General features: G+C 64.1%; 12 protein-coding genes. 10 read left to right on the top strand and 2 right to left on the bottom strand.

Annotation, left to right across the window (positions count from 1 at the left end; genetic code table 11):
- Nucleotides 1-172 precede the first annotated feature (172 nt).
- From glnA to EYF70_RS22945, 5 genes are all read left to right on the top strand, one after another.
- Entirely contained in the window at nt 173-1,588 is a 1,416-nt protein-coding gene (glnA, locus tag EYF70_RS22965) for a type I glutamate--ammonia ligase (protein ID WP_131147467.1), read from the top strand.
- A 114-nt stretch (nt 1,589-1,702) separates the two neighbouring features.
- A complete protein-coding gene (locus EYF70_RS22960; protein WP_229420520.1) occupies nt 1,703-2,200 on the top strand; it encodes a DUF4124 domain-containing protein in 498 nt (165 codons plus the stop codon).
- Nucleotides 2,197-3,318 (top strand): nitrogen regulation protein NR(II), encoded by a 1,122-nt coding sequence (glnL, locus tag EYF70_RS22955; protein ID WP_131147465.1) that lies wholly within the window; start codon nt 2,197-2,199, stop codon nt 3,316-3,318. The genes EYF70_RS22960 and glnL overlap by 4 nt, the downstream gene beginning before the upstream one ends.
- Nucleotides 3,319-3,376: 58 nt before the next feature.
- Nucleotides 3,377-4,861, top strand: coding sequence for a nitrogen regulation protein NR(I) (gene ntrC, locus EYF70_RS22950; protein WP_131147464.1), 1,485 nt, complete (start codon nt 3,377-3,379; stop codon nt 4,859-4,861).
- Nucleotides 4,862-5,105: 244 nt separating this feature from the next.
- Nucleotides 5,106-6,071, top strand: coding sequence for a magnesium and cobalt transport protein CorA (locus EYF70_RS22945; RefSeq protein ID WP_131147463.1), 966 nt, complete (start codon nt 5,106-5,108; stop codon nt 6,069-6,071).
- Nucleotides 6,072-6,383: 312 nt separating this feature from the next.
- On the opposite strand, the gene EYF70_RS22940 is transcribed toward EYF70_RS22945, so the two are convergent.
- Nucleotides 6,384-8,015 (bottom strand): NAD(P)/FAD-dependent oxidoreductase, encoded by a 1,632-nt coding sequence (locus tag EYF70_RS22940; protein ID WP_131147462.1) that lies wholly within the window; start codon nt 8,013-8,015, stop codon nt 6,384-6,386.
- Between the two features lie 239 nt (nt 8,016-8,254).
- Here EYF70_RS22940 and EYF70_RS22935 point away from each other — a divergent pair, with 239 nt between their 5' ends.
- From EYF70_RS22935 to EYF70_RS22925, 3 genes are all read left to right on the top strand, one after another.
- Nucleotides 8,255-9,004 (top strand): tetratricopeptide repeat protein, encoded by a 750-nt coding sequence (locus tag EYF70_RS22935; RefSeq protein WP_131147461.1) that lies wholly within the window; start codon nt 8,255-8,257, stop codon nt 9,002-9,004.
- A 433-nt stretch (nt 9,005-9,437) separates the two neighbouring features.
- Nucleotides 9,438-12,488: a TonB-dependent receptor gene (locus EYF70_RS22930; RefSeq protein ID WP_131147460.1), complete on the top strand. Its 3,051-nt coding sequence runs from the start codon at nt 9,438-9,440 to the stop codon at nt 12,486-12,488.
- A gap of 394 nt (nt 12,489-12,882) precedes the next feature.
- Complete coding sequence (locus EYF70_RS22925) at nt 12,883-15,750, top strand: TonB-dependent receptor (RefSeq protein ID WP_131147459.1); 2,868 nt, start codon at nt 12,883-12,885, stop codon at nt 15,748-15,750.
- A gap of 69 nt (nt 15,751-15,819) precedes the next feature.
- On the opposite strand, the gene EYF70_RS22920 is transcribed toward EYF70_RS22925, so the two are convergent.
- Entirely contained in the window at nt 15,820-16,545 is a 726-nt protein-coding gene (locus EYF70_RS22920) for a 16S rRNA (uracil(1498)-N(3))-methyltransferase (RefSeq protein WP_131147458.1), read from the bottom strand.
- Nucleotides 16,546-16,755: 210 nt separating this feature from the next.
- Here EYF70_RS22920 and tkt point away from each other — a divergent pair, with 210 nt between their 5' ends.
- Nucleotides 16,756-18,753 (top strand): transketolase, encoded by a 1,998-nt coding sequence (gene tkt, locus EYF70_RS22915; RefSeq protein ID WP_131147457.1) that lies wholly within the window; start codon nt 16,756-16,758, stop codon nt 18,751-18,753.
- 89 nt (nt 18,754-18,842) lie between these two features.
- The gene (gene gap, locus EYF70_RS22910) at nt 18,843-19,853 is read left to right on the top strand and encodes a type I glyceraldehyde-3-phosphate dehydrogenase (RefSeq protein ID WP_130185952.1); all 1,011 of its coding nucleotides are present in this window, start codon (nt 18,843-18,845) and stop codon (nt 19,851-19,853) included.
- The last annotated feature ends 127 nt before the right edge of the window (nt 19,854-19,980 follow it).

Raw genomic sequence — 19,980 nt, 5'->3', positions numbered from 1 at the left:
TGCATTTCGCCGCACGTTTCCGTACGGATGATTTTAGTTTCCGTAGGGAGCAAGATCAATGTAACTCGCCGCATATGGATAGAAGCTTAATGCTGGCACGCTTCGTGCATTACAGTACGCGAGTTACCGCCGCACAATGTGACGGCAGCCCTTTTCACTTAGGAGATGAGTAATGGCACGTACCGCCGAAGAAGTCCTGCAATTGGTCAAAGACAACGAAGTCAAGTTCGTCGACTTCCGTTTCGCCGATACCCGTGGTAAAGAGCAGCACGTGACCGTGCCTGTGTCCCACTTCGATATCGACAAGTTCGAAAGCGGCCATGCTTTCGACGGTTCTTCCATTGCAGGCTGGAAAGGCATCGAAGCATCCGACATGATCCTGATGCCGGACCCGAGCACCGCCAACATCGATCCGTTCTTCGAAGAAACCACGCTGTTCATGCAGTGCGACGTGATCGAACCGTCGGACGGCAAGGGCTACGACCGCGATCCGCGTTCGATCGCCAAGCGCGCCGAGGCGTACCTGAAATCGTCCGGCCTGGGCGACACCGCCTACTTCGGCCCGGAACCGGAATTCTTCATCTTCGACTCCGTGAAGTGGAAGATCGACATGTCCGGCGCGATGGTCAAGATCGACTCCGACGAAGCGTCGTGGTCGACCGACAAGGACATCGAAGGCGGCAACAGCGGCCACCGTCCGACCGTCAAGGGCGGCTACTTCCCGGTGCCTCCGGTCGATTCGTTCCAGGACATGCGCTCGGAAATGTGCCTGATCCTCGAATCGATGGGCATCCCGGTCGAAGTGCACCACCACGAAGTGGCCGGCGCCGGCCAGAATGAAATCGGCACCAAGTTCTCGACCCTGGTCGAGCGCGCCGACTGGACGCAGAACATGAAGTACGTGATCTGGAACGTGGCGCACAGCTACGGCAAGACCGCCACCTTCATGCCGAAGCCGGTCGTGGGCGACAACGGCTCGGGCATGCACGTGCACCAGTCGATCTGGAAAGACGGCAAGAACCTGTTCGCCGGCGACGGCTATGCCGGCCTGTCGGACTTCGCGCTGTACTACATCGGCGGCATCATCAAGCACGCCAAGGCGCTGAACGCGATCACCAACCCGGGCACCAACTCGTACAAGCGCCTGGTACCTGGCTACGAAGCACCGGTGAAGCTGGCCTACTCGGCACGCAACCGTTCCGCATCGATCCGCATCCCGCACGTGGCGAACCCGAAAGGCCGCCGCATCGAGACGCGCTTCCCGGATCCGCTGGCCAACCCGTACCTGTGCTTCGCCGCGCTGATGATGGCCGGCCTGGACGGCGTGCAGAACAAGATCCACCCGGGCGAAGCAGCGTCGAAAGACCTGTACCACCTGCCGCCGGAAGAAGACGCGCTGATCCCGACCGTCTGCGCATCGCTGGAAGAAGCGCTGGATCACCTGAACAAGGACCGCGAGTTCCTGACCCGCGGCGGCGTGTTCACCGATTCGATGATCGATGCCTACATCGAACTGAAGATGACGGAAGTGACCCGCATGCGCCAGACCACGCACCCGGTCGAGTTCGACATGTACTACTCGCTGTAATGGCGAAGCTGCCGGACGTCTTGGACCGGTAGCGATCGACGCGGGGAGGGCAGCAGCCTTCCTCGCGTTTTTTTTCGGTTGTTGTATAGTCGGGGCATGATCGCACGCTGCTCGTTGTTACTGTTTTTGCTCACGGCCACCGCTGGCGCTTCGGCCCAGATCTACCGCTGCACGGATGCCGAAGGGCGCAAGGAATACACGGATCGCCAGATCCGCGGCAAGCAATGCGTGCTGCTGGATTTGCCGAATGCGGCCATTCCGGCACCGCCGCCAAGGGAGGCGACACGGCCACGTCCACTGGCGCCCGCACCGGCGGCCAGCCCGGCGCCGCGAGCCGCCAGCCCGGGCCCGGTGGCGTTTCCTCGCGTGAACACGGCGGAACAGAAGGCCCGCGATGCCGACCGCCGCCAGATCCTGACCGACGAACTGAACGCCGAAATGCAGAAGCTGGGCGAGTTGCGCCGTGAATTCAACAACGGCGAGCCGGAACGGCGCGGTGACGAGCGCAACTACGCCAAGTACCAGGAGCGGGTGGCCAGCCTGCGCGACGCCATCGCCCGCTCGGAACAGAACGTGGCAGCACTACAGCGCGAGATCGCCAACATACGATGAAAATTGTGACCAATATCGCCCGTGCCGCCGCTGCGGCGGCGGGCGCCATCCCGCGTTCGCACACGCTCGCGGGCCTCGACCTGCTGGCGTCCGCCGTGGTGATCGTGGATGCCGGCGGCCGCATCGCCTTTGCCAACGCGGCGGCCGAGAACATGCTGGAAAGCTCGCTGAAGGCCCTGTCGCGACAGCGGCTGTGCGACCTGTTTTCCAACCCGGCCGAATTCGAACATGTGATCACGCAGGCGCGCGCCCACAAGTTTTCCGACCTGCGGCAAGAGCTGACGCTGGAGCGCCCGGCCCGCGAACCGCTGCACGTGCATGCCATCGCCAGCGCGATGGATGAGCCGGATGGCAACGTGCTGCTGGAGTTGCGCGAGACCGTGCAGCAGATGAAGCTGGACCGCGAAGAGCGGCTGCTGGACCAGAGCCAGGTCAACAAGGAACTGATCCGCAACCTGGCCCATGAAATCAAGAACCCGCTGGGCGGCATCCGCGGCGCGGCACAGCTGCTCGAGATGGAATTGCCGCCGCTGCACCTGCAGCAGCTGCGCGAGTACACGCAGGTGATCATCAAGGAAGCGGACCGGCTGCAGACGCTGGTCGACCGCCTGCTGGCGCCGCACCGCCGTCCGCACATCGTGGGCGACGTCAACATCCACGAAGTGCTCGAGCGCGTGCGCAGCCTGATCCTGGCCGAGTTCCCCACGGGCCTGCAGATCGTGCGCGACTACGATGCTTCCCTGCCCGAATTCCGCGGCGACAAGGAGCAGCTGATCCAGACGGTGCTGAACATCGTCCACAACGCGGCGCAGGCGCTGGCCGAACGCATCGAAACGGGCGATGCGCAGATCACGTTCCGCACCCGCGTGGCACGCCAGGTCACGCTGGCCAAGGTCCGTTATAACCTGGCATTAGATTTGCATATCATCGACAACGGACCGGGCATTCCGCCCCAGATCCGCGACCGCATCTTCTATCCCCTGGTATCGGGGCGCGATGGCGGCAGCGGCCTGGGTTTGACGTTGGCGCAAACCTTCGTGCACCAGCACATGGGCGTCATCGAATGCGAAAGCAGGCCCGGCTTTACGGACTTCCGCATCCTGCTGCCCCTGCCATAAGCGGGGGAGGGATAGCCGAAGTCGCTGATGAATCCAAATTGCGGGAAGCACATCACATATGAAGCCAATCTGGATTGTCGATGACGACGAATCGATCCGCTGGGTACTGGAAAAAGCACTAGCGAGGGAAAACCTCGCCACCAAGAGTTTTGCCAATGCGCGCGACGCGATCGCCGCGCTGGAGTACGAGACGCCGCAGGTGCTCGTCTCCGATATCCGCATGCCGGGCGACTCCGGGCTCGACCTGCTGTCGCTGGTGAAGTCGCGGCTGCCGGGCCTGCCCGTCATCATCATCACCGCGTTTTCCGACCTGGATTCGGCCGTGGCGGCCTTCCAGGGCGGCGCCTTCGAATACCTCGCCAAGCCGTTCGACATCGACAAGGCCGTGGAACTGATCCGCCGCGCGCTGGACGAAAGCCTGCGCGAAGCCAGCGTGGAGTCCGGCCCGGCAGACACCCCCGAGATCCTCGGCCAGGCGCCGGCGATGCAGGAAGTATTCCGCGCCATCGGCCGGCTGTCGCAATCGAACGTGACGGTGCTGATCACCGGCGAATCGGGCTCGGGCAAGGAACTCGTGGCGCGCGCGCTGCACAAGCACAGCCCGCGCGCGCAGCAGCCGTTCATCGCACTGAACACGGCGGCGATCCCGAAGGACTTGCTGGAATCGGAACTGTTCGGCCACGAGCGCGGCGCCTTCACCGGTGCCCAGGCCACCCGGCGCGGCCGCTTCGAGCAGGCCGAGAACGGCACGCTGTTCCTCGACGAGATCGGCGACATGCCGTTCGACCTGCAGACGCGGCTGCTGCGCGTGCTGTCCGACGGGCACTTCTATCGTGTCGGCGGCCACCAGCCGCTGAAGGCGAACGTGCGTGTGATCACGGCCACGCACCAGAACCTGGAACAGCGCGTGCGCGACGGCCTGTTCCGCGAAGACTTGTTCCACCGCCTGAACGTGATCCGGCTGCGGCTGCCCAGCCTGCGCGAACGCAGGGAGGACATCCCCATCCTGGTGCGCCACTTCCTGGTGCAGAGCGCCCGGCAACTCGGCGTGGAGACCAAGCGCATGAGCGATGCCGCGCTGGCCTTCCTGCAAAGCCTGGACTTGCCGGGCAATGTGCGCCAGCTGGAAAACCTGTGCAACTGGATCACCGTGATGGCGCCCGGCCAGACGGTGGAAGTGAAGGACTTGCCGCTGGAATTGTCCGAAGGGCAGAGCGCCATGCAGGCCGCGCCCGAGCTGGCGGCGGCGCTGCCGCATCACGCCGCGCATGGCGTGCCGGTGGCCGCCGTGATGGCTCCCGCCGCGCCGGGCCCGGATGGCTGGCTGTCGCTGCTGGAATTGCAGGCCGCCACCATGCTGTCCGACGGCCAGCAGGATGTGATGGACGTGCTGGGCCGGCAGTTCGAGTCGGCGCTGATCCGCACCGCCCTGAAGTACACGCACGGGCGCAAGAACGATGCCGCCGTGCGGCTGGGCATCGGCCGGAACACCATCACGCGCAAGATCGCCGAGCTGGGGATCGACGGGGCGAAGGAGGATTAAGCCGCAGTGCGGCTTAATCCAACTAATTCGCAGTGCGGCTTAATCCAGCTGATTCCCAGCCGATCAGTCGAAACGCTGGCGAACACCAGTGTCAGACACCATTTCCGGATGAATCTCCCGGAAATGGTGTCTGACACCGGTTTTCCACGGCCAACACCAAAGCTCGGCATTCAGCGAATTTCAGCTAAGCTCTCCCTGTCACTGTCGGGAGGTTTTCCTTGAAACGCGTTTCCCTCGGTATTCCATGCTGATCAACTGCGTCGCCTACCAGCACGGCCGCAAGCTGGCCGACCTGCCGCCGGCCGATATCAGCGACTACCTCGCGCGCGACGATACGTTCGTCTGGGTGGCGATGCGCGATGCGGAGCCGGGCGAGCTGGCCGAGATGCAGCATGAGTTCAACCTGCACGAACTGGCCGTGGAAGATGCGCAGCGCGGCCACCAGCGGCCCAAGATCGAGGAATACGGCGATTCGCTGTTCGTCGTCGTCAAGACGGTCGAGCAGCGGGAAGATGAACTCGTGCTCGGCGAGATCGACATCTTCGTCGGCCATGACTATGTGCTGTCGTCGCGCCAGAACAGCTCGCACGGCTTCCTCGGCGTGCGCGCGCGTGCCGAGCGCGAGCCGCACCTGCTCCGGCATGGCGCCGGCTTCGTGCTGTATGCGCTGATGGATGCGGTGGTCGACCGCTACTTCCCGGTGGTGGATGCCTTCGAGTCCGAACTCGAGGCCATCGAGGACCGCATCTTCACGGGCACTTCGCAGCGCGACAATATCGAGCGGCTGTATGACCTGAAGCGCAAGGTGATGACCATGCGCCACGCCGTGGCGCCGCTGCTCGATGCCATCGGCAAGCTGCACGGCGGCCGCGTGCCCGCCGTGTGCGCCAGCAGCCAGGAATACTTCCGCGACGTGCACGACCACCTGGCCCGCATCAACGGCATCCTCGACTCGATCCGCGACACCATCGCCACCGCGATCCAGGTGAACCTGTCGATGATCGCGCTCGATGAGGGCGAGGTTAACAAGCGCCTCGCGGCATGGGCCGCGATCTTCGGGGTGCTGACGGCATTTGCCGGCATCTGGGGCATGAACTTCGAGTTCATGCCCGAGCTGAAGTCGAAGTGGGGCTATCCGCTGGCGCTGGCGGCGATGTTCTCGGTGTGCTTCTACCTGTATCGCCGCTTCAAGAAAGCCCGCTGGCTGTAATTAATGCCGCTTAGATAAGCGCTACCCGACACATTGAAGGCGCATGCAGTCACCCCAACGGCGAAGGGCTGGGGTCAGGAGGGAGTACCGGCATGCATGCCGGTACCGCGACGCAGGCTAGGAGCAATTCTCCTCGAAACCCCTGCTCTGCCCCGCCGGGGTGAAGCAGGGGTTTCGCGAAGCATGCTTCGCGCCTGCGGAACGATGCTGGCATGCATGCCAGCATTCCTCCCTGACCCCGGAATTTGCACTTGGGGTGGTTTATCTAAGCGGCGTTACTGGCTATAGCCGCTGTGACGCTCGCTTCCAGGCTCAAGCCACGTCCGCGGCCGCCATCGACAGCGCGACCGCCTCCGCCACCTTGATGCCATCCACGCCGGCCGACAGGATGCCGCCCGCGTAGCCGGCGCCCTCGCCAGCCGGGAACAGGCCGCGCGTGTTCATGCTCTGCAGGTCGTCGTCGCGGCGCTTGATGCGGATCGGCGACGAGGTGCGGGTCTCCAGGCCCGTCAGCACGGCATCGTGCTTGAAGTAGCCACGTACCTGCCGGTCGAATGCCGGGAATGCCTCGCGCAGCGCCTCCGTGGCGTAATCCGGCAGGATCGTCGCCAGGTCCGTCAGGTGCACGCCCGGTTTGTAGGACGGGATCACGGCGCCGAACTCGGTGGAAGGGCGGCCCGCCACGAAATCGCCCATCAGCTGGCCCGGTGCGTTGTAGTCCTCGCCCCCCAGGCGGAAGGCCGCTTCTTCCAGCCTGCGCTGGAATTCGATGCCGGCCAGCGGGTGCCCCGGATAGTCTTCCGGGCTGATCGAGACCACGATCGCGCTGTTGGCATTGCGTTCGGCGCGCGAGTACTGGCTCATGCCGTTGGTGACCACGCGGCCCGGCTCGGAAGCGGCCGCCACCACCGTGCCGCCAGGGCACATGCAGAAGCTGTACACGGCCCGGCCATTCTTCGCGTGGTGCACCAGCTTGTAGTCGGCCGCGCCCAGGATCGGGTGGCCGGCGTTCGGGCCGAAGCGGCAGGTGTCGATCAGCGACTGCGGGTGCTCGACGCGGAAGCCGATCGAGAACGGCTTGGCTTCCACGTACACGCCGCGGTTATACAGCGTCTGGAACGTGTCGCGCGAACTGTGGCCGATCGCCAGCACCACGTGGTTGGTCGCGATGCGCTCGCCGGAAGCCAGTTGCAGGCCGCGCAGCTGGCGCACGCCGTTCCGTTCCTCGATCTCGAAATCGGTCACGCGCTGCTCGAAGCGGATCTCGCCGCCCAGCGCGATGATTTCCTCGCGCATCGCTTCCACCATCTTCACGAGGCGGAAGGTACCGATGTGCGGCTTGCTGACATACATGATCTCTTCCGGCGCGCCGGCCTTGACGAACTCGGTCAGCACCTTGCGGCCCAGGTGGCGTGGATCCTTGATCTGGCTGTACAGCTTGCCGTCGGAAAAGGTGCCGGCGCCGCCTTCGCCGTACTGCACGTTCGATTCCGGGTTGAGCGCGCGCTTGCGCCAGAAGCCGAACGTGTCCTTGGTGCGCTCGCGTACCGTCTTGCCCCGTTCCAGCACGATCGGGTTCAAGCCCATCTGCGCCAGGATCAGCGCGGCGAACAGGCCGCACGGTCCCATGCCGATGATGACGGGGCGCGGCTGGCGGCCATCGCGGTTCACGCCATGCGCAACATATTTGTACGCCATGTCCGGCGACGGCATCAGGTGCACGTCGCGCGCGTTGCGGGCCAGCACATCGGCCTCGTCCACGGTTTCCAGGTCCACCGAGTAGATCAGCACGATGTGTGCTTTCTTGCGCGCGTCGTAGCTGCGCTTGTGCACGGTGAAGCCCAGCAGCGCCTCGGGAGGAATGCCCAGCCGCTCGAGAATGGCGGCGCGCAAGGCATCGGCATCGTGGTTGAGTGGCAGTTTCACTTCGTTCAGTCGCAACATCTCTAATCGTGTCCTGTGGTACCGCGGCGCGGCATGAAAAACCTCCATTTTACCTGTTCCAGCCGGCCGGCCCGCCGCAAGCACGCCCGCGCAGCCCATGAAAGTTGTTGCGGCAAAACGTCACTATCCTCGGGTTCACACTTTGACGACATTTTTCCATGGTCACCATGTCATGATTGTTGATAGTTGTTTTTTCTTAACTTTCGAGAAAGCGGGACATCATGCGTGATAAGTGGGCAATGCTGGCCATCGTGCTATCCGCGGGGCCAGCGCTGGGCGCCGATCTGGCGACCGCGCAAAAACAATGGGAAGCCAAGCAGTTCAGCGAGGCGTTCCGCAACTTCAAGGTACTGGCCGAGGGCGGCGAAAGTGCCGCGCAGCTGCAGCTGGGGGAAATGTACGGCTTCGGCGAGGGCACGGCGGAGGATCCGAAGCAGGCCGAGTTCTGGCTGAACAAGGCGCTGGCCGCGGGGCAGGCGGAGGCGAAGAATTCGCTGGCCCTGGTGCAGCAGCGCCAGCGCATGAAAGCCGACATCGCTGCCTATACGCACAACTTCACGGGCCAGCAGCTGGCCTATGGCAGCTACGGATGTGTGCGGCCATCCATCCCGGAACTCTCCAGCACCAACGCCGACATCGCGCGCACCAATGAGGCCATCAACAAGTGGCGTGCGTGCTACGAAACGTTCGCCACCCGGCTGAATGGGGCCCTGCCCGTGACCAACACGATCCCGCCCGACATCATCAGTGTGATGAACAACGACGAATTCCAGCGCGCCTCGACATCGATCGAAACGGTTTATGCACGGCTTGCCGCGGAAGGGCAGGCCGTCGCGGATCAGGTGGCTGCTGAAAATAAATCGTGGGCGGATAAAACCGTGCAGTTCGCCGATAAAACCAAAACGGATAAAGAGGTATTAATGCGCGATTTCGAGCGAATCACGCGCGATAAGCAGAATATCCGCGCCAATCTGCCATCAGGGAAATGACTATATTCGCTATTCATGCTATGAGCATGCCGCTTTTTTAGCGGAATGGCAGTGCATGTGGCGTTTTCGCAACTTTGTTTCACCACGAGAATTGATAGTTTTTTTGGCATTTTTCGGGTTCGCCCAAATCTTCTTTGGCTGAGCCACAGGGATAAGCCCCTGTAAATGCGCAGATTTTGCGCCCTCGCAGGGGCACGGATGCTAGTCACACGAGCGCCGTGACAGGCTTCTCGGCACGGCAAGCGGCAAAAGTTGCAGCGTTGACAGCGCTGCTGAGCATATGGTTTGATGACCAGACGTCGACCAGTTAACAAAACTAGGCGGCAGACGACATTTACGCACAAATAGTCGGGACAAGTAGGCAGCTCAGGATCGCCTAGATAAAGGCAGCCGGGTGGCCTATTAACAGGTTATAAAATAACTAGGAAATCATATGATTCAAAAAACCATTCTGGTACGAGCTTTGTCCGCCGCGTTCAGTGCGGCGGCGTTGACGGTCGCGGTTGCGCCTGCCGCCTTTGCGCAGTCGAACGCGGCAGGTAACGTGTTCGGCCGTGTCGAGGCGCCCGCTGGTGCGACCGTGGTGCTGAACAACGTGGAGACCGGCTACCGCCGTTCCATCACGCTGGACAACAACGGCCGCTACAACGCGACCGCGATGCCGCCGGGCCGCTACAAGGTCGAGCTGGTGCGTGACGGCAAGGTCGAGAAGACGACCGAAGTCGAAGTGCTGGTTGGCCAGGGTACCGACGCTTCCTTCGTCGCCGCCGGCATCCAGGCCGTGCAGGTGACCGGCCGCCGCAGCCGTATCGACGTGTCGAACTCCAACAATGGCGCGACGTTCACCGCCAAGGAACTGGCCAAGCTGCCGATCGCCACCAACGTGGACGCGATCATCCAGCTGGCACCGAACACCACCCGTGCCGACTCGCGCTATGCCGCGGGCGCTTCGTTCGGTGGCGGCGGCGCTTCCGAAAACGCCTACTACATCAATGGTTTCCCGGTCACCAATCCGCTGACGCAGCTGGGCGGTTCCGAACTGCCGTTCGGCGCGATCGCCCAGGCGCAGGTGCTGACCGGCGGCTTCGGTGCCGAATTCGGCCGTTCCGTCGGCGGTGTGCTGAACGTCACCACCAAGAGCGGTACCAACACGTGGGAAGCCGGCGCGAAGTGGGAATACGAGCCGAATCGCCTGCGCGCCGAAGCCAAGGACGTGTACTACCCGAATACCGGCGCGCCGGAAAACAAGGCGACCGACAACACGATCTTCCGCCGCAATTCGAACAGCACGGTAACCGGCCGCACCTACAGCACCTATGTCGGCGGTCCGATCATCAAGGACACGCTGTTCATGTTCGCGGCCATCGAGCGCAAGGAAACCGACCGCGGCAACGTCAACCGCTACAACAGCACGCTGGGCATCCCGAGCAGCCCGTCGCTGGCCCGTACCGGCTGGGAAGACCGCCAGGACAGCTCGAACCGCTACCTCGCCAAGTTCGACTGGAACATCACGGACAACCACCGCCTCGAGCTGACCCTGCTCGGCGATGACAACAAGCAGGATCGCCAGCTCTACGGCTACAACTACGCGACCGGCCAGAAATCGGCCCAGCAGTCGTCGTCCGAGCACTACCGCAACAACTCGAACTACACCCCGGTCGGCGCCGACTCGCAGATCCTGCGCTACACGGGCAACATCACGGAAGACCTGACGATCACCGCCCTGTACGGCCAGAGCAAGACCAAGGTCGAGAACACGTATGACGGCGACCTTAGCTCGCAGTACCAGATCACCGCGGCGTCCCGCGCCCAGTACCCTGGCCTGAACTACACGACCAGCCAGGTGCTCTCCGGCACGATCTTCCCGAACGACGCGAAGAACGATACGTCGTCCGGCCGCATGGACCTGGAATACAAGATCGGCAACCACCAGATCCGCGCCGGCTTCGACAACAACAAGCTGAAGTCGATCGCCGCGGGCGACGTGAACGCGGGTGGCGGCGTCTGGTTCTACGACTTCAATGCCAACACCACGACGGCCGTCTCGCTGGGCGGTGTCCCGACCGTGCTGGGCAGCTACCCGGGCCTGGCGCAGCAGGGCTATTTCGTCAGCCGCCGCCTGTTCGACTCGTCGACCAACGCGTACTCCGACCAGACCGCGCAGTACATCGAAGACCGCTGGCAAGTCACGAAGGACGTGCTGGTCACGGTGGGCCTGCGTAACGAAGGCTTCAAGAACAAGAACGGCGATGGCGAGACCTTCCTGGAAGTGAAGAACTTCAAGTCGCCGCGCCTGGCCGCCACGTGGGACGTGAACGGCGACGCGTCGCTGAAAGTCTTCGGTTCGGCCGGCCGCTACGCGCTGCAGATCCCGACCCACCTGGCAGTGCGCGGCGCCAGCCGCTCGCTGAACACGCGTGAATACTTCAGCTACACCGGCACGGATGCCAACGGCAACCCGACCGGCCTGGTGGCCATGACCCCGGTGGTCTCGACCAACAACGAGTACGGCCAGGCCAAGGACGTCAACACGCTGACCTCGGTCGACATCAAGCCGACCTACCAGGATGAAATCACGCTGGGCCTGGAAAAAGTGCTGACCCCGTCGCTGAACGTCGGTGCCAAGGTCACCTACCGCAAGCTGAAGGAAACCATCGACGACTACTGCGACGACCGCGCCGTGGTGGCCTGGGCTGAGCGCAACAATGTCAGCCTCGACAACTTCCACGGCCTCGGCTGCGTGACGTTCAATCCGGGCAAGGACAACACGTTCCGCGTCGACTTCGAAGGCAACAAGCAGTACACGCTGGTCAACCTGAGCGCCGCCGAGCTGGGCTTCGAAAAGGCCAAGCGTACGTACTCCGCGCTGGACCTGTTCGCCGAACACCCGCTGCGCAACGGCTGGTATGGCCGCGTGAACTACACGTGGTCGCGCAGCCGCGGCAACACCGAGGGCCAGACCCGTTCGGACAACGCGCAGACCGACGTGGCGGCAACGTCCACCTGGGATACGCAGGAGCTGATGTACGGCGCCTACGGCCCGCTGCCGAACGACCGCAAGCACCAGGTCAAGGCATTCGGCTACTACGAAGTCACGCCTGAGTGGAGCGTCGGCGGCAACTTCCTGGCAGCCTCCGGCCGCCCGCGCAGCTGCTTCGGCAACTACCCGAACCTGCCGGACGACGCGCCCGACTACGGTTCCGTGTACTTCTGGTGCGGCGACAGCGCAGCCCCGCGCGGCAGCCGCGGCAACCTGCCGTGGGATATCCGCCTGGATGCCAACGTAGCCTACCGTCCGGCCTTCGCGCCTGGCCTGGCCGTGAAGGTCGACGTGTTCAACGTCACCAACAAGCAGGTCGCCCAGAACGTGGACGAAACGTACAACCTGACCGGCACCACGATCAATTCGATCTACGAGCGCGTGATCAGCTACACGGCACCACGTTCGGCCCGCCTGACGATCGAGTACAACAAGCGCTTCTGATGAAGCCAGGGCCGGCCTCGCCGGCCCCGCTCGACCGAACCCCGCCTTGTGCGGGGTTTTTTATTTGGCGGCGCTCTCCAGGCGACCGCCGGCGCACGGCAGCCCCGGCGGGACGCGCAAGCCGGCGGGCATACCACTTTCAAGCCCAGGTACTGCCGGCAAGGGCGAAATACATGCATTTGTTGCACGTTTGCCGCATACCAATGTTTATAAATTGACACCCCATTTCCGCCCATGGTCTCATGTCGGATTCGGAAATAAATAACAACAGCCACTGGTCTTCCGAGCGAATCGTTCCCGCGCATGGCGCGGGAGCGCGATCCATACAGCCTTGCCGATAGCGTGATCCGAACGGATCGCTGTTTCCGGCATCGCTGGCTCATAGAGGAAATCCATGATGGCAAACAAAACCGTTCTCGTACGGTCGCTGGCGCTGGCTTTCGGCGCCGTGGCCGCTCTTCCCGCATTCCCCGCACTGGCACAAACGACCGGCCCCGCTGCCGCTGAACAGCAGCCGATGCAGCGCGTCACGGTCACCGGCTCGCTGATCAGCCGCGCCGACAAGGAAACGCCCAGCCCGATCCAGGTGCTCACGGCAGCCGACATCGCCAGGTCGGGCCAGACGTCGATCGCCGAAGTGCTGAGCAACCTGTCGGCCAATGGCCAGGGCGCGCTGGGCTCGGGCTTCGCCGGCGCCTTCGCCGCCGGCGCCTCCGGCGTGTCGCTGCGCGGCCTGTCCGTCGGCCTGACGCTGGTGCTGGTCGATGGCCACCGCATGTCGCCGTATCCGCTGTCGGACGATTCGCAGCGCCAGTTCGTCGATGTGTCGTCGATTCCCTTCGACGCCGTCGAGCGCATCGAGGTGCTGAAGGAGGGCGCCTCGGCGCTGTACGGGTCCGACGCTGTCGCGGGCGTGGTCAACATCATCCTGAAAAAGGAATTCAAGGGCTTCAGTGCCAGCGCCGAGGTCGGCAATTCGCAGCACGGCGGCGGCAAGATGCACAAGGTGACGGCCACCGGCGGCATCGGCGACCTGGATACGGATGGCTACAACGCCTATGTCAGCGCGGAGTACCGCCATGCCGACCCGATCAAGGTGCACCAGCGCGAACAATACGGCTGGGCCAGCGGCGACTGGACCACGCGCGGCGGCCTGTCCGTGCTGCGCGGCGTGCCCAACGAGAGCAACAGTTTCCTGACGGCCGCCAGCAGTCCTTTCCTGTACAACCCGGCCACCGGCGTCAACAATCCGGCCAGCTACCAGTTCCTCGACCCCACCTGCAACTTCGTCAAATACCGCGCCGGCCAGTGCATGGTGCGCGACGAAGTATCGAACCTGCAGCCCGAGTCGGACCGGATGAGCGTGCTGGCCGGCTTCACGAAGAAGCTGGGCGAGGACTGGACGCTGGCGCTGAAAGCGTCGATGTTCCGGCGCGAAAGCACCAACGGCCGCGGCCTGACGAATGCCGTGGCATTCACGCCCAGCAATACCTTTGGCGGCTATACCGCGCTGGTGCCCGGGCAGCCGCCGCGCATCGTCAACGGCGTGCCCGATACCCGGATTCCGGCGGGCGGCATCAACCAGCTGGGCGCGCCGGCCCGGCTGTACGGGCTGATTCCCGGCGCGGGCTCGGCGGCGCAGCAGAACAATGAATCGACCGCGACGCGCTTCGCGGCCGACCTGAACGGCAGCTGGGGCGGCTGGGACATCGGCGCCGCCGCCGGCTACTCGAAGGTGAAGACCGAGTCGGTCTACAGCGGCTTCGTGAACCGCGTGGCGCTGTACAACGCGCTGCGCCGCGCCACCAACCCGTACAACCCGCTGGGCGGCAATTCCGCGGCGGACAATGCGGCGATCGTGCCGACTTTCGGCGACAAAGCAGAGTCCGAGCTGACCTTCGCCGAGGCGCACGCGCAGCGCGAGCTGGCCCGCCTGCCGGGCGGCGGCCCGCTGACATTCGCGGCCGGCCTCAGCTGGTACAAGAAGGAACTGAACGCGCCGCCGCCGGACCTGCTGGCGCAGGGCGTGGTCGGCAACGGCGCCGCCTATGTATTCGGCGACGAAACCAACACGGCCGCCTTCGCCGAGCTGAACGCGCTGCCGCTGCAGAACCTGGAGCTGAGCGCTTCGGCCCGCTATGACCACTACGACACGTACGGCAACTCGTTTACGCCGGGCGCGAAATTCAAGTGGAAGGCGCACCCGGCCCTGACGGTGCGCGGCACCTTCGCGCGCGGCTTCCGCGCCCCGAACGCAGCCGAATCGGGCATCTCGTCGTCCACCTTCTCGTTCAACGCGATCGACGATCCGATCCTGTGCGCGGACGGCGACCGCACCACGGCCGGCAACGTGCCATCCGCGTGCGGCTTCGTGCCCGCGTTCGTGCAGACGACGAATCCCGACCTGGAACCGGAAAAGTCGAAGTCGTTCACGCTGGGCCTGATCGTCGAGCCGGTGCGCAACCTGAGCGCCACGCTGGACTACTACAGCATCGAGGTGAAGAACCAGATCAACACGGAATCGGGCTTGCCCGACTTCGTGCCGGTGTACGCGCGCAATCCGGCGGTACCGATCGACATCGCCGACGGCAACGGCGGACTGGTCACCGGCGTGCCGCCGGTCGGCACGATCGCCTATGCCCAGTCGTCGTACGTGAACTCCGGCGGCGTGAAAACCACCGGCGTGGAACTGGACCTGAGCTACCGCTGGAACGCCGGCGACATCGGCAACTTCCGCACACAGCTGAGCCTTAACCACATGATCAGCTACAAGCTGGACCAGGTGGGCGTCGAATACGAACTGGCCGGCACGCATGGCCCGTCCGTGGTTTCCGGCAACACGGGCAATCCGAAGAACCGCGCCCAGCTAACCCTGGGCTACGAGAAGGGGCCGCTCACGCTGACCAGCACCTTCAACTGGACCGGTTCCTATAGCGGCCTGGACCCGTCGCTGGGCGTCAACGACTGCGCCGACATCGCCGGGAGCGTGGGCGGCCGCGCCTACTTCAACAACAACCCGAACGGCACGCCGCCGGAATACTGCAAGATCCGCTCGTTCATGTCGACCGACCTGAACGCCGTGTTCCGGGTGAACCGGAACCTGACGATCAAGGCCTCGATCCTGAACGCCTTCGACCGCCAGCCGCCGATCGACGTGGCAACCTACGGCAATGCCGGGCCGCAGACCGCGTACAACGCAACGCTGCACCAGGCCGGCGCGGTGGGCCGCTACTTCTCGCTCGGCGCCAGCTATACGTTCTGATCGGGAGCCATGGCGGCTTGGCCGCCATGTCCCACCGAAGGCGCCGCGGCGCCTTTTTTCATGGCCGCATCACATCCCGCCCCAGGCGGCGCTCAGCACGGCAAGCACCGCCAGCGCGGCCGTTTCCGTGCGCAGCACGCGCGGCCCGGCGGACAACGCCAGCGCACCGAACTGTCGCGCCAGTGCTTCCTCCTCGTCCGTGAAGCCGCCTTCCGGGCCGACCAGCAGCGTGACCGGCTGCGGCGCCTGGGCGCGGCTCCAGGCGGCCAGCGACCCGGTCGCGCGCGGGCTCAGCAGGATGCGCTGGCCGTCGGCGGGGCGCGCCAGCCATTCCTTCAGGTCCATCGGCCCGTCCAGGGCGGCCAGCCGGTTGCGCCCGCTCTGCTCGGCCGCGGCGACGATGACGCCCTGCCAGTGCTCGAGCTTTTTCTGCGCCCGCTCGGCCGACAGGCGCACCACGCAGCGCCGCGCGGCCAGCGGCTGCACGGCCGTGACGCCCAGTTCGACGGCTTTCTCGATGATCCAGTCCATTTTCGTGCCCTCGGGCAGCGCCTGGGCCAGCGTGACAGGGTAGGGCAGCTCGGCCTCGCGGCCATCGAATGCCTTGATCTCGGCCGTCGCGCGTTTCTTGCCGACCTCGACCAGCTCGGCCTCGTATTGCCCGCCGGTGCCATTGAACAGGGTCAGCGCATCGCCCGGCGCCAGCCGCACGACGTGGATGTGATGGGCGACTTCGGCCGGCAGGTCGAGCAACTGGCCGGTGGCGAGGGGGGCATCGATGTAGAAACGTGGCATCGTTATAAGAATAAGTCCAGAATGCACTGATTTTAAGCGCCGCCGCCGGCCTCTGGTAAAATAGCGGGCTACGCAGCCAAGGCGGTTTCAGCATGGTGGCAGTTCGGCAGTCCACCAGGTAGGGTACGTACCAGCGCTTTGATCAGCGCACTTACCAGCTCGAAACGGCTTGTAGCCCCCGGAATTCCAAACCTCCCGCACCAACTGATTATGAACGCTAAGCTTCCCCACACCCAGATGGCCAACGCGATCCGCGCGCTGGCGATGGACGCCGTCCAGAAAGCCAACTCCGGCCACCCAGGCATGCCGATGGGCATGGCCGAGATCGCCGTCGCGCTGTGGAGCGGGCACCACCGCCACAACCCGGCCAATCCGGACTGGGTCAACCGCGACCGCTTCCTGCTCTCCAACGGCCACGGCTCGATGCTGCACTACGCGCTGCTGCACCTGTCCGGCTACGACGTGTCGATGGACGACATCCGCGGCTTCCGCCAGCTGCACTCGAAGACGCCGGGCCACCCGGAAGTGGACATCACGCCGGGCGTGGAAACCACCACGGGCCCGCTGGGCCAGGGCCTGGCCAACGCGGTCGGCATGGCGCTGGCCGAGTGGCTGCTGGCGAACGAGTTCAACAAGCCGGGCCACGACGTGGTCGATCACTACACGTATGCGTTCGTCGGCGATGGCTGCCTGATGGAAGGCATCTCGCACGAAGTGTGCTCGCTGGCCGGCACGCTCGGCCTGCGCAAGCTGATCGCGCTGTATGACGACAACGGCATCTCCATCGACGGCAAGGTCGAAGGCTGGTTCACCGACGATACGCCGAAGCGCTTCGAAGCGTACGGCTGGAACGTGATCCGCGACGTGGACGGCCACGACGTGACCGCCGTCGATGCCGCCATCGAGCAGGCCAAGAAGGCCGACAAGCCGACGCTGATCTGCTGCAAGACCGTCATCGGCAAGGGTTCGCCGAACCTGCAGGGTGGCGACAAGGTGCACGGCGCCGCGCTGGGCGACAAGGAAATCGCCGCCGTCCGCGAATACATCAGCTGGGGCCACGAGCCGTTCGTCCTGCCGGAAGAAGTCACCACCGCCTGGAACTTCAAGGACAAGGGCGCTTCGTTCGAAACCGAATGGAACACGAAGTTCGACGCGTACGCCGCCGCATTCCCGGCTGAAGCCGCCGAGCTGAAGCGCCGCATGAACGGCGACCTGCCGGCCAACTTCGATGAAACGCTGAAGGCCGCGATCGCCACCTGCGTCGAGAAGAAGGAAACCATCGCCACCCGCAAGGCTTCGCAGAACGCGATCCAGGCCCTGTCGGCGGTGCTGCCGGAATTCCTGGGCGGCTCGGCCGACCTGACCAGCTCGAACCTGACCAACTGGAAAGAGTCGACCAACATCCGTTCCGGCAAGCCGGGCAACCACGTCAACTACGGCGTGCGCGAATTCGGCATGAGCGCGATCATGAACGGCGTGGCCCTGCACGGCGGCTACATCCCGTTCGGCGCTACCTTCCTGACGTTCTCCGACTACAGCCGCAACGCGCTGCGCATGGCCGCGCTGATGAAGCAGCGCTCGATCTTCGTGTTCACGCACGATTCGATCGGCCTGGGCGAAGACGGCCCGACCCACCAGTCCGTCGAGCACGTCTCGTCGCTGCGCCTGATCCCGAACCTGGACAACTGGCGCCCGGCCGACACCGTCGAATCGATGGTAGCCTGGGGCGAAGCGGTCAAGCGCAAGAACGGCCCGAGCACGCTGATCTTCTCGCGCCAGAACCTGCCGTACCATGAGCGCACCGAGCAGGCCATCGCCGACATCGCCAAGGGCGGCTATATCCTGTCCGACGAAGCCGATGCGAAAGTCGTGCTGATCGCCACCGGCTCGGAAGTGGAGCTGGCCGTCAACGCCGCCGCCGCGCTGAAGAGCGAAGGCATCCCGGCCCGCGTGGTGTCGATGCCGTCCACCGACGTGTTCGACCGCCAGGACGCGGCCTACAAGGCCAGCGTGCTGGGCAAGGGCATCCCGCGCGTGGCGGTGGAAGCCGGCGTGACCGACTTCTGGTACAAGTACGTGGGCCTGGAAGGCGCCGTCGTCGGTATCGACACCTTCGGCGAATCCGCCCCGGCCAGCGTGCTGTTCAAGCACTTCGGCTTCACGGTCGAGAACGTAGTGGCGAAAGCCAAAGCTGTAGTTAAAGCATAACCCTCGCTGCATAAAGAACCTCGCGCCCCACTCCTGTAGTGGGGTGTTGCATAATAAGAACCGTTTTTCTTTTATCAGGAGCATAGGTAATGACGATCAAGGTAGCAATCAACGGCTACGGCCGTATCGGCCGCAACGTACTGCGCGCTTTCTACGAAGGCGGCAAGAAGCAGGACATCCAGATCGTGGCCATCAACGACCTGGGCAATGCGCAATCGAACGCGCACCTGACCCGTTACGACACGGCCCATGGCAAGTTCAACGGCACCGTGGAAGTCGACGGCGATTTCATGATCGTCAACGGCGACAAGATCCGCGTGTTCGCGCAGCGCAATCCTGCTGAAATTCCATGGGGCGAGCTGGGCGTGGACGTCGTGCTGGAATGCACCGGCTTCTTCACCACCAAGGAAAAGGCTTCGGCCCACCTGAAGGGCGGCGCCAAGAAAGTCATCATCTCGGCACCGGGCGGCAAGGATGTCGACGCGACGATCGTCTTCGGCGTCAACGAAGGCGTGCTGAAAGCGTCGGACACCGTGATCTCGAACGCTTCGTGCACCACCAACTGCCTGGCCCCGCTGGTCAAGCCGCTGAACGATGCGATCGGCGTGGAAACCGGCCTGATGACCACCGTGCACTCGTACACCAACGACCAGGTGCTGACCGACGTGATGCATGAAGACCTGCGCCGCGCCCGTTCCGCCACCCAGTCGATGATCCCGACCAAGACCGGCGCCGCCGCCGCCGTTGGCCTGGTGCTGCCGGAACTGAACGGCAAGCTGGACGGCTTCGCCATCCGCGTGCCGACCATCAACGTGTCGCTGGTCGACCTGTCGTTCATCGCCAAGCGCGACACCACCGTCGATGAAGTCAACCAGATCATGAAGTCGGCCGCCGAAGGCGCGCTGGCAGGCGTGCTGACCTACCAGACCGAACCGCTGGTCTCGGTGGACTTCAACCACAACCCGGCATCGTCGAACTTCGACGCCACGCTGACGAAAGTCTCCGGCCGCCTGGTCAAGGTCTCGTCGTGGTACGACAACGAGTGGGGCTTCTCGAACCGCATGCTGGACACCACCGTCGCGCTGTTCAACGCGAAGTAATCGCTCCCGCAGCACCCGCAAAAAAGGCGCCTCGAGCGCCTTTTTTGTTGCCCGAAACCGGGGTCAGACCCCGAATTTGTGCAATGTTTCCTGAAACCGGGGTCTGACCCCGGTTTTGAGCAATGAA

Source organism: Pseudoduganella albidiflava (genome assembly GCF_004322755.1).
Lineage (GTDB): Bacteria > Pseudomonadota > Gammaproteobacteria > Burkholderiales > Burkholderiaceae_D > Rugamonas > Rugamonas albidiflava.
The sequence above is the reverse complement of the archived record's forward strand: the minus strand, read 5'-3'. Positions and strand labels throughout refer to the sequence as shown.